The following is a 7,941-nucleotide window of genomic DNA, read 5'->3' on the forward strand; positions in this document are numbered from 1 at the left end:
CGCTCCGCGTCCTCTGTGACGCAGAGCGTCACGGTATTCATTCCCACGCGGAGCGTGGGAACGAGCGGGCAAGAAGATTTACTTGGCGGCGACTTTCTCGGACTTGCCGTCATAGCGCTTGCGCCATTCGGTCAGGATCTCGTCGCGGTTCTTCGAGGCCCAGGCGAAGTCGTTCTTGATCAGGCGCTGCTCGTAGTCGGCCGGCAGTTCGGTCTGCGGCTTGGCGATGCCCGGCTGGGCGAGGACGGCGAAGTTTTCCTTGTACAGGTCCATCGCCGGGGCGCTGGCGGAGAAGTCGGCCAGTTTCTTCGCGGCCTCTTCATGCGGCGTGCCTTTGATCACGGCAGTCGCTTCGATCTCCCAGCCCAGGCCCTCTTTCGGCAGGATGATGTCCAGCGGCGCGCCCTGACGCTTCAGCTGAACGGCCGGGTACTCAAAGGAAATCCCGATCGGGAATTCGCCCGCCGCCGCCAGTTTGCAAGGCTTGGAACCGGAGTGAACGTACTGGCCGATGTTCTGGTGCAGACCGTCCATGTAAGCCCAGCCCTGTTTCTCGCCGAAGGTTTGCAGCCAGGCGCTGACGTCGAGGAAACCGGTGCCGGACGAGGCCGGGTTCGGCATCACGATCTTGCCTTTGTACTCAGGCTTGGTCAGGTCTTGCCAGCTCACCGGTTTGGTCAGGCCCTGCTTTTCGGCTTCGACGGTGTTGAAGCAAATCGTCGCGGCCCAGACGTCCATGCCGACCCAGGCTGGCGGGTTGGCGGCGTCGCGGTAGTTTGCGCCGATCTTGCCCAGGTCCTTCGGCGCATAGCTTTGCAGCATGCCCTGTTGATCGAGGATTGCCAGGCTCGACGCCGCCAGGCCCCACACCGCGTCAGCCTGCGGGCGATCCTTTTCGGCAAGCAGTTTGGCGGTGATGATCCCGGTGGAATCGCGCACCCACTTGATCTCGACGTCCGGGTTGGCCTTTTCGAAGGCCTCTTTGTAGGACTTCAACTGCTCGGCTTCGAGGGCGGTGTACACCGTCAACTCGGTTTTTGCCGCGAAGGCATTCAGGCTGAAAGTAGCGAGCACAGCAGCGGCCAGGGCCATAGGCTTGAACATGATCGTTTTCCTGTAGGTGAGTTGAGCGATAGGGGACAAGTCGTGGATCAGTGGCCGGGCGCCGTTTGCCGCCAGGCCTGGGAACGGCGCAGCAAGCCGCGCGAAGCCCACGCCAGCAGCAAGGACACGCCCGCCGAGGTGAACAGAATCAGGGTCGACATCGCCGCCGCGCCGCCGACGTTGCCGGCGTCATCCATGTTCAGTACCGCCACCGCCGCGAGAATGGTGTCGGGGCTGTAGAGGAAAATCGCGGCGGACACGGTGGTCATGGCCGAGACGAACAGGTAGCGCACGATGTCCAGCAGCGCCGGCAGGCAGATCGGCACGGTGACCCGCAGGTAATGCCGGTACAGCGGCGCCTTGAGCGACAGCGCGGCGGCCTCGAACTCGGCGTCGAGCTGACGCAGCGCGGTGGTGGCGGTCATCTGCGCAGTGGTCAAATAATGAGCAATGGTGCAGACGATCAGCAGGGTCATGGTCCCGTACAGCACGTGCAGCGGGTTGCCGGTCAGGTTGAAAAAGAAGACGTAACCCAGACCGAGCACCAGCCCCGGTACCGCCATCGGTACGAAACTGAGCATGCGCAGTGTCAGATTCAGCCCGCGCTGGCTGCGGGTCTTTTCCATCAGGTAGGCGCCGGTGAAGATCAGCACACTGCCGATCAACGCCGTGCCCAGCGCCATCTTCAGACTGTTGCCGTAGGCCAGCCAGCCACCGCCGGCGGTCTCGTTGAACTGATAGTGGTTGAGCGACAGCGACAGGTTGTACGGCCAGAACTTCACCAGCGACGAGAACACCGCCATGCCGAACACCAGCAGCAACGCGGCGCTGATCAGCAGGACAACGGCGAGATAAAAGGCATCACGCTTCTTCGACGGCGCCGGTTTGAACACCTGGGCGCGGCCGCTCATGGAGTCGCCGTGACGACGACGCAACCAGGCATCGACGCCGAAGCTGAACAGCGCCGGCAGCAGCAGAACCATGCCGATCAACGCGCCGCGACCGAATTGCTGCTGGCCGACCACGGCTTTGTAGGCTTCCAGCGCCAGCACCTGATAGTCGCCACCGACCACCACCGGTACACCGAAATCGGTGATGGTCAGGGTGAACACCAGACAGACCGCGGCGAACACGGCCTGACGGGTCGCCGGCCAGGTGATGCTGCGAAAGGCTTTCGCGGGACTGGCGCCCATGCTCGACGCTGCGTCGAACAGTCGTGCATCCGCCAGTGACAGGGCTGACAGCAAAATCATCAAGGCATGTGGGAAGGTGTAGATCACCTCACCCAGAACAATCCCCCAGAAACCGTAGATGTTGTCCGAGAGCAGTCCGCGCAGCATGCCCTGATTGCCGAACAGATACACCAGCGCGATCCCCGGCAGCATCGACGGCGCCATCAGCGGCAGCAACGAAATCCCGCGCCAGATACCCTTTGCCGGAATCAATGTGCGCTGCAAGGCGTAAGCAAACAGGTAGGCCAGCGGTACGACGATGGCCGCGACGCTGAGGGAAACTTTCAGGCTGTTGCCGAGCAGCCAGTGGAAATTGTCGCTGGTCACCAGTTCCTTCGCGGCGAGCCAGCCACCGCCCTGCCCGGCTTCGCTGCTGAAACCGCGCCAGAAGATCGCCAGCAATGGCAACAGCACCGCCACACCGAGCAGCACCAGCAGCAGGAGTTTGCCGCCGAGGACGAAGATCCGGTCGCCGACCTCGGCCCCGGACACCTGCCGCGCCTGCTTTTGCGGTAGTGGCAGTGCGAGGTTGCTGTTCATCAGGCAAACACCTGCAGGCTGCGGGGCGGCAAAGCAACCATGATCTGCTGGGCGCCGAGGCGCGGCATGGCTTCCGGCGCCAGTTCGGCGAGCAAGGCATGACCGGGCAATTGATCGAGCTCGAAGCTCATGCGGCAGCGATTGCCAAGGAAAGTGATCTCGCGGACCCTGGCCGGGAACAGGTTTTCCTCATGCCCCAGCGGATTGACGTTGATCGCTTCCGGGCGGCAGAACAGTCGGCCCGACGGACTGTGGACGCTGCCGTCGGCCAGGCGCAGGTTCATCCCGCCAACCTTGGCGTGACTGTCGCTGCTGCGCTGGAACGGCAGCCAGTTACCCTGGCCGACAAACTCGGCCACGAACGGTGTGGCCGGGCGGTTGTAGATTTCCTGCGGGGTGGCGTACTGCTCGACCTTGCCGTTGTTCATCACCGCAATGCGGTCGGCCATCAGCATGGCTTCGTCCTGATTGTGCGTGACCATCAGGGTGGTGATGCCGAGGTTGCGTTGCAGTTGGCGCAGCTCGGTGCACAGATGCTCGCGCACCCGGGCATCGAGGGCCGACATCGGTTCGTCGAGCAACAGCAGCGACGGCGCGGGGGCCAGGGCTCGGGCCAGGGCTACACGTTGTTGCTGGCCGCCGGACAACTGGCCCGGGTACTTTTTCTCACTGCCGCTGAGGCCGACCAGTTCCAGCATCTGACCGACACGACGGCGCACTTCATCGCGACCACTGCTGGCGAGGCCGTAGGCAATGTTCGCTTCGACGGTCAGATTGGGAAACAGCGCGTAGGACTGAAACAGAATGCCGTAGTCCCGAGCCTGTGGCGCGAGGTGGGAAACGTCGCGCTCACCGAGGTACAACTCGCCGCTGTCCTGCTTCTCCAGACCGGCGATACAACGCAACAGCGTGGTCTTGCCACAGCCCGACGGGCCGAGCAGGCACACCAGCTCACCGGCCGCGACATCGAGGGAGACATTATCCAGCGCGGTGAAGGCGCCGAAGCGCTTCTGCACGCCACGCACTTTCATCGGTGCGCCGGGGTTGGTCAGGGCAGTTGCGATTGCAGGGTTCATGGACAGGCCTCATCAAGCGGATGAGGCAGATCCTAGAGTTGTAATGCGTCGGTCATATGGCAACGACGCAAAAACGACCGATAGTGGTATTCAGGGATTTTGGTTCCCCGCGGATCGTTCCCACGCTCTGCGTGGGAATGCAGCCCGGGACGCTCCGCGTCCCAAGAGCGGACGCAGAGCGTCCAATGAGGCATTCCCACGCAGAGCGTGGGAACGATCATTACGATCAGGCCGGGGACATTTCCTGCGCCAGTCCAAGAAACGCTGCCGGCAACCGGGCGCTCTTGCGCTCCTTGAGGCAGTAGAGGTATTCGGGAATCTGCGGTGCATTCTCCAGAGTCAGCACCCGCAATTGCGGATCATGCGGCACTTCCTGACGGGCGATGATGCTGATGCCGATATTGCGCAGCACCGCTTCGCGGATCGACTCGCGGCTGCCGATCTCCAGCAACGGCCCGAAACTGACGCCGGCGCCGGCCAGCAACTCTTCGGTCAGGCGACGGGTGGTCGAGCCGGATTCACGCATCAGCAAGGTATGCCCGGCCAGCGCACTCAGCGCTACATGGTCGTGCGCTGCCAGCGGATGATTGCGATGCACCGCCAGCACCAGCGGATCGCTGCCGAGCACTCTACGGATCAACCGCGCATCGTCGAGCAGCTGCGACGACGCCGCGACATCCACCCGATAGTCCTCCAGCGCTTCGAGCACCTGCTGCGAGTTGCCGATTTCCACCGACACTTCCACCTGCGGCAGGCGCTCACGGAAGGTCTTCACCAGATCGAGGATGTAATACGGCGCGGTGGCAGCGATACGCAGCGTGCCCTGCACCTGACCACTGTTGCGCAGGAAGAACTCGATATCGGCCTCCTGCTGCAACAGCGCCTTGACCATCGGCAACAGCCGCGCGCCTTCGTCGCTGACACTCAGGCGCCGGCCGCCACGGTAGAACAGTTCCACCGAATACTGGCTTTCCAGATTGCGGATCTGGGTGGTCACGGTCGGTTGGCTGAGGCCGAGCTTCTTTGCCGCCAGCGTGATGCTGCCCAGACGGGCCACCATGTAAAACGCTTTCAGCTCGGCACTCAGCACAACCGCCCCTCTTCCTCTACTTGCGCAACAGGCGCAAACCGTTGAACACCACCAGCAGGCTCACGCCCATGTCGGCAAACACCGCCATCCACATGGTGGCGAGCCCGGCGAAGGTTACCCCAAGAAAGATCGCTTTGATCACCAGCGCCAGCGCAATGTTCTGTTTCAGGATGCTGGCCGTGTTGCGGGACAGGCTGATGAAGGCCGGAATCTTGCGCAGATCGTCGTCCATCAGGGCGACATCGGCAGTTTCAATTGCTGTATCGGTACCGGCCGCCGCCATCGCAAACCCGATCTCGGCCCGAGCCAGTGCCGGCGCATCGTTGATGCCGTCGCCGACCATGCCGACTCGACGGCCCTGCGCGTACAGATCTTCGATGGCTTGCAGTTTGTCGGTCGGCAACAAGTCGCCCTTGGCCTGATCGATCCCGACCTGTGTCGCAATCGCCTGCGCGGTGTGGACGTTGTCGCCGGTCAGCATCAGGGTTTTCACGCCCAGATCATGCAACTGGCGGATCGCCTCGCGGCTGGTTTCCTTGACCGTGTCGGCTACGGCGAACAGCGCCAGCGGGCCGGAACGGTCGAGCAGCAACACCACGGACTTGCCCTGTTTTTCCAGCGCGAACAGCTTTTCTTCCAGTTGCGGCGAGCACAGGCCGAGTTCTTCGACCAGACGGTGGTTGCCCAAGTGGTAGGCCTGACCGTTGATCTCACCTCTCACCCCGCGGCCGGCCAGCGCTTCGAAGTTATCCACAATCAGCGGCGCGAAACCTTTATCCACAGCCGCATTGGCGATGGCCAGCGACACCGGGTGATCGGAACGCCCGGCCAACGCGACGGCAATCGCCGGGGCCGTGGCGTCGGCGGTCGGATCGAGGGACAGGTAATCGGTCTGCACCGGTTTGCCGTGAGTGAGGGTGCCGGTCTTGTCGAGGGCCAGATAGTCGAGTTTGAAACCGCCCTCCAGGTACACGCCACCCTTGACCAGAATGCCTTTGCGCGCCGCCGCCGCGAGGCCGCTGACGATGGTCACCGGGGTGGAAATCACCAGCGCACACGGGCACGCGACGACCAGCAGCACCAGCGCGCGGTAGATCCAGTCGAACCACGCGGCGCCCATGAACAGCGGCGGGATGATCGCCACGGCCAGAGCCAGGGCGAAGACCACCGGGGTGTAGATTTTCGAGAATTGATCGACGAAGCGCTGGGTCGGTGCCCGCGCGCCCTGCGCCTGTTCCACAGCGTGGATGATCCGCGCCAGAGTGGAATTGTTCGCCGCTGCGGTCACCGCGTATTCCAGCGAACCAGCCTGGTTGATGGTGCCGGCAAACACTTTGTCGCCGACAGTTTTCTCAACCGGCAGGCTTTCGCCGGTGATCGGCGCCTGATCGATGGTCGAACTGCCGCTGACAACTTCACCGTCCAGCGCAATACGCTCGCCGGGTTTTACCCGCACGCGGGCGCCGATATCGACGCTTTTCACCTCCAGATCGACCCAGTTGCCGTCCGCCTGCAACACCGTCGCCCGCTCCGGCATCATCTGCATCAGGCCGCTGATGGCGTTGCGCGCGCGATCCAGCGAGCGCGCTTCGATCAGCTCGGCCACAGTGAACAGGAACATCACCATCGCCGCTTCCGGCCACTGGCCGATCAACACCGCACCGGTTACGGCGATGCTCATCAGCGCGTTGATGTTGAGGTTGCGGTTCTTCAGGGCGATCCAGCCCTTTTTGTAGGTGGTGAGGCCACCGCTGAGGATCGAGATCAGCGCGATGATCGCTACCACCCAGGTCGGCGCAGCGCTGGTGAAGTGAATCACTTCGGCAGCCAGCGCACCGACGCCGGACAGCGCCAGCGGCCACCAGTGTTTTTTCACCGGGGCTGGCGCTGGTGCTTCAACGCCCGCCTCCAGCGGCTCGGCCTGCATGCCAAGGGATTTGATCGCGTCGATGATCGGCGCGGTGTCCGGCAGATTGTGGGTCACGCCGAGCACGCGGTTGATCAGGTTGAATTCCAGCTGCTGGATCCCGGTGAGTTTGCCGAGCCTGTTCTGGATCAGCGTCTGTTCGGTCGGGCAGTCCATCGCTTCGATGCGGAAACTGCTCAGCCGGGCGTCAGCGCTATTCGCTTCACTCAGTTGAATCAGCGACGGCGCCGCCGCTTTCGATGCACAGCAGGAATCAGCGCCGTGGTCGTGTTTATGCACAGGCTGCAATTTGTGGCGGTGGTCGTGTCCCGCGTGGGATTGGTGGGTGTGCTGGGAATCGCTCATTGGTCGCGTCCATGAAGGTGCCTGTTGCCAAGTAAAGACCCTGTAGCCACTATAGGGTCAAGCACCCTTTTTGGAGATGGCCGTCATGAAGATCGGAGAACTGGCGAAACAGACCGATTGCGCCGTGGAAACCATCCGCTACTACGAGCGCGAAAACCTGCTGCCGGAACCGGCCCGCAGCGACGGCAACTACCGGGTCTACACCCAGGCCCACGCCGAACGCCTGACCTTCATCCGCAACTGCCGCACCCTCGACATGACCCTCGAAGAAATCCGCAGCCTGCTCGCCTTGCGCGACAGCCCGCAGGATCAGTGCGAGAGCGTGAATGCGCTGATCGACGAGCATATCCAGCACGTCAGGGCGCGGATCGACGGGCTACTGGCATTGCAGACGCAACTGCTCGACCTGCGACAGCGGTGTGGCGAAGGGCCGGAGGCGGATCAGTGCGGGATCCTGCAGCGGCTGGAGGTGAGTGGCGGGGTTGTGGCGGCGGAGATTGAGCATTCGCATGTGGGCCGCAGTCACGGTCACTGAGCACACCACATAACACTGTGGGAGATTCTATGGTTTAGGGGAAACCCTCAACTTGCTTTCGGCTGGTATTCGCTCTGCCCCTTTAGTAGTGC

General features: G+C 62.8%; 6 protein-coding genes. 1 reads left to right on the top strand and 5 read right to left on the bottom strand.

The window, feature by feature from the left end:
• Nucleotides 1-78: 78 nt before the first annotated feature.
• From MKZ87_RS17220 to MKZ87_RS17240, 5 genes are all read right to left on the bottom strand, one after another.
• Nucleotides 79-1,104 (bottom strand): putative 2-aminoethylphosphonate ABC transporter substrate-binding protein, encoded by a 1,026-nt coding sequence (locus MKZ87_RS17220; protein WP_064600170.1) that lies wholly within the window; start codon nt 1,102-1,104, stop codon nt 79-81.
• Nucleotides 1,105-1,151: 47 nt separating this feature from the next.
• Complete coding sequence (locus MKZ87_RS17225; protein WP_085702931.1) at nt 1,152-2,876, bottom strand: putative 2-aminoethylphosphonate ABC transporter permease subunit; 1,725 nt, start codon at nt 2,874-2,876, stop codon at nt 1,152-1,154.
• On the bottom strand, nt 2,876-3,952 hold the full coding sequence (locus MKZ87_RS17230; protein WP_085702932.1) for a putative 2-aminoethylphosphonate ABC transporter ATP-binding protein: 1,077 nt from the start codon (nt 3,950-3,952) through the stop codon (nt 2,876-2,878). The genes MKZ87_RS17225 and MKZ87_RS17230 overlap by 1 nt, the downstream gene beginning before the upstream one ends.
• A 226-nt stretch (nt 3,953-4,178) precedes the next feature.
• On the bottom strand, nt 4,179-5,042 hold the full coding sequence (locus MKZ87_RS17235; protein ID WP_085697889.1) for a LysR family transcriptional regulator: 864 nt from the start codon (nt 5,040-5,042) through the stop codon (nt 4,179-4,181).
• 16 nt (nt 5,043-5,058) lie between these two features.
• Nucleotides 5,059-7,314 (bottom strand): heavy metal translocating P-type ATPase, encoded by a 2,256-nt coding sequence (locus MKZ87_RS17240; protein ID WP_085702934.1) that lies wholly within the window; start codon nt 7,312-7,314, stop codon nt 5,059-5,061.
• Between the two features lie 85 nt (nt 7,315-7,399).
• On the opposite strand from MKZ87_RS17240, the gene cadR reads away from it, so the two are divergent.
• Nucleotides 7,400-7,849 (top strand): Cd(II)/Pb(II)-responsive transcriptional regulator, encoded by a 450-nt coding sequence (gene cadR, locus MKZ87_RS17245; RefSeq protein ID WP_085702935.1) that lies wholly within the window; start codon nt 7,400-7,402, stop codon nt 7,847-7,849.
• Nucleotides 7,850-7,941 lie beyond the last annotated feature (92 nt).

The sequence above is a fragment of the Pseudomonas sp. MCal1 genome (genome assembly GCF_026341415.1).
Classification (GTDB): Bacteria; Pseudomonadota; Gammaproteobacteria; order Pseudomonadales; family Pseudomonadaceae; genus Aquipseudomonas.

What these genes read in the sequence shown, in the direction of transcription:
- MKZ87_RS17220 (WP_064600170.1), bottom strand. Translation starts at nt 1,104, where the DNA reads ATGTTCAAGCCTATGGCCCTGGCCGCTGCTGTGCTCGCTACTTTCAGC.
- MKZ87_RS17225 (WP_085702931.1), bottom strand. Translation starts at nt 2,876, where the DNA reads ATGAACAGCAACCTCGCACTGCCACTACCGCAAAAGCAGGCGCGGCAG.
- MKZ87_RS17230 (WP_085702932.1), bottom strand. Translation starts at nt 3,952, where the DNA reads ATGAACCCTGCAATCGCAACTGCCCTGACCAACCCCGGCGCACCGATG.
- MKZ87_RS17240 (WP_085702934.1), bottom strand. Translation starts at nt 7,314, where the DNA reads ATGAGCGATTCCCAGCACACCCACCAATCCCACGCGGGACACGACCAC.
- cadR (WP_085702935.1), top strand. Translation starts at nt 7,400, where the DNA reads ATGAAGATCGGAGAACTGGCGAAACAGACCGATTGCGCCGTGGAAACC.